The 2,884-nt window shown below is 44.4% G+C and carries 1 protein-coding gene; it reads right to left on the bottom strand.

Annotation, left to right across the window (positions count from 1 at the left end):
* Positions 1–2,884: MSCRAMM family protein (locus DXC04_RS15195; protein WP_279220511.1), on the bottom strand; the 2,884-nt coding region annotated here is incomplete at both ends.

Here is a 2,884-nt window from a genome sequence, read left to right as displayed (position 1 = left end):
GACACATAGCCGTCTTCATAAGGAGCCAGTTCTTCATGCAAGGTATAAGTTCCTTCCGGCAGACCATAGATCACATGATCTTCTTTGGTACTGGTCCATTCTTCCACGATATTTCCGTCTGTGTCGATTACCTGAAGTTTTGCTCCCTCCAGCTCGCTTCCGGTGGTTGCATCTGTCTTGCTGATCCGTGTCTCGGTCGGCTGGTTCTCAACTTCTTTACTCAGTACAATCTTTTCAAGATTCTGGTTTTCGTAGGATGCATCTACTTTCCATACTTCCTCGTTCGGAAGATATCCGGCTTTTCTGACTTCCTCTTTGACATAATATTTCCCATGTGGAAGGTCACTGTCAAAGGTCAGATTTCCGTTCTTGTCGGTTGCTTTCTTTTCCAGCAGGGTATCCTTCTCTACAAGAACTTCTCCCTGATTAGAGACGATATCTTCCCCGGCATACAGTCCGAAGATGACTCCTTCCAGTTTTTCTCCTGTAACAGAATCCTTCTTTTCTACCGATACGGACACTTTCTGTCTCTCGTTTTTGTAGGTAACCCCTTCATAAACAACTGCCTGCGTATCATCCTCGGCTGTCAGGGTAAATTCTTTCTGCTCGGTATTCAGGACAAAATTCTCTCCTGCCACAACTTCTTTCAGATAATAAGTTCCCAGTGGCAGATTGTTGAGTACTGCCATTCCCTCTTCGTCTGTAGTCAGTTTGGCTACCAAATCATCTTTCTCGTAACGGACAAGCGGATTCCCTTCTTCGTCCTTTGCCCCATCCGGTGAATAAATGGTATCCTTGGCATATACTTCAAACTGGGCACCTTCTACTCCGGTTTCTTCATATTTAAATCCTTTATAGATACCTGTTTCTTCTTTCCCGGATACCGCATTTTTTACCTTTGACACAAGCGTCTTTACTTTTGCCAGAACAGAATCCCCGGTTACTTCAGTAGGCTGTTCTCCTTTTTTGGTCAGGAGCAGACTTCCCACCTGTTCATCGTTTTTCTGTTCTACCTCTACGATTGCAGCTCTTGTATCCGGATCGATCTGGTGTGCCGTGTTTGAGGATACGGTGATCTCAATGGCACTCTGCGGATTTTCTTTATAAGTTCCCTTTGCAGTCTGGTCTAATGGTGAAAGGATCGTTGCTCCGTCATACAGAGACTCTTCGTATCCCTGTCTTACAAATCCTTCCGGTGCTTTCACTTCCTCGATCCGATAAGTTGAGCATTTCAGTTCCTGCGGTGTGATCAGATATCCTTCCTCATTGGTCTGGAATACGCTGATCTTTTCTTTTTTCGGATACTGAACGACCTGTTCAATGTATTTCTTATTTGTCACATCGTAAATCTTATAAGATGCCCCTGCCTTTAAAACAGTATTCCCTGTCTGTGCATCTTTCTTCACGATTTTTAACAGGAACTCAAACGGACGGTCATCAAACACTCTCCACTGCATAGGTTCTCTGTTGTCATCTTCCACCTTTACCACAAATGGATCGATGGTCTTCAGATTCTCCGGCGTCGTGCTTTCTACCACAACATAACTTCCATAAGGCAATTCCGGGCTGACTGCGTATCCTTTTGTATCTGTGATCAGTTCCGGCACTGGTACGGCTGTTCCATTCTCATAGGTGACTGCCACCTTCTCGTTACTGAAATCATAATTTTTAAAATCACTTGCCGTGTATCTTTCTCCATTGGCCGGTTTCAGCTTTCCATTTTTCACCTGTGACAGGCTGCTGATCAGATATACCTGAAATCCTGCTCCTGCGACCAGGTCTGTTTCTGTCTGCTCTCCATCTTCACTGATCTTGATCAACTGAAATGCCTGTCTCTTCACCTGCTCTTTTACCGTAAGGTCTCTTGTCACTTCTGCAACATCTTGTCCCTCATAGGTTACGGATACCTCATATCTTGTAGTATCCAGTGTATATCCTTCCGGCGGAGTGATCTCTTTTACATACATTTCTCCAAGATATAATTCTGAGAACTCCAGTGTTCCATCATCACCGATGACTCCCTGTGCGATCAGGCTGTCCTGTTTATACAGCACCCCTGTTGTTCCATCCGGATGCACGATATCTTCTTTGGCATACAGACCATACACCGCACCTCGAAGAGCGCCGTCTCCCTGTGGCTGGAATGCAAGTGTTTCCTTATCAATCTTTGCGATCTTTACTTTTCCGGTGACCCTCTCATCCGTTGCTGTTAGCGTCAATGTCTTTCCGGCTGCAACATCCACTTGATAGACTTCCTGATTCCGTTTATATCCGGTCGGTGCAGTCACTTCTTTTACATACACAGTTTTGAGTGCGGCATCAAAATAATCGCTGACTGCTTTTCCGTCTGTTCCGGTTGCTGACATTGTCATAAGCAGGTTTTCACACTTCTTATCAGTATAAATACCATAAACTGCCCCCGACAGCGGATTCTGTGTATTGACATCTTTTTTCATAAGTTCAATGCGTGTCATATTCAGCCACTGTACACTGAAACTTACCGGAGCTACTGTTTCGCTTTCAAATACACCGATATCCTGCTTGGAATCTCCGGTTGTCAGCACCAGCGTTCTCCATGTCTTTCCGACAGAACCATATAAGTTGCCGGAAGCATAACTGCCTGTCAGTAATAAATCCGCAGACAGATAGAATGTATCTCCACCATAAATCTGGATTTTTCCATTTGTAACACTTGTTCCTTTGGAAAGATTATGTGCAGTCACATTTTCCGGTACACTCAATGTCACATAGTTTCTGTGATCTCCAGACAGTGTGATATTTGGTGTTTTCTGGAAGTTTCCATCCCGTACTACATTCAACTTTGTGCTTGAAAGGCTCAGTTCACCTTTTGGCGGTTCTTCCTGTCCGAACAGATAATTGATAT

The sequence above is a fragment of the Dorea sp. OM07-5 genome, assembly GCF_003481355.1.
GTDB lineage: Bacteria > Bacillota > Clostridia > Lachnospirales > Lachnospiraceae > Dorea_D > Dorea_D hominis.
Note: the sequence above shows the minus strand (reverse complement) of the source record. Positions and strands in the feature narration are given on the sequence as shown.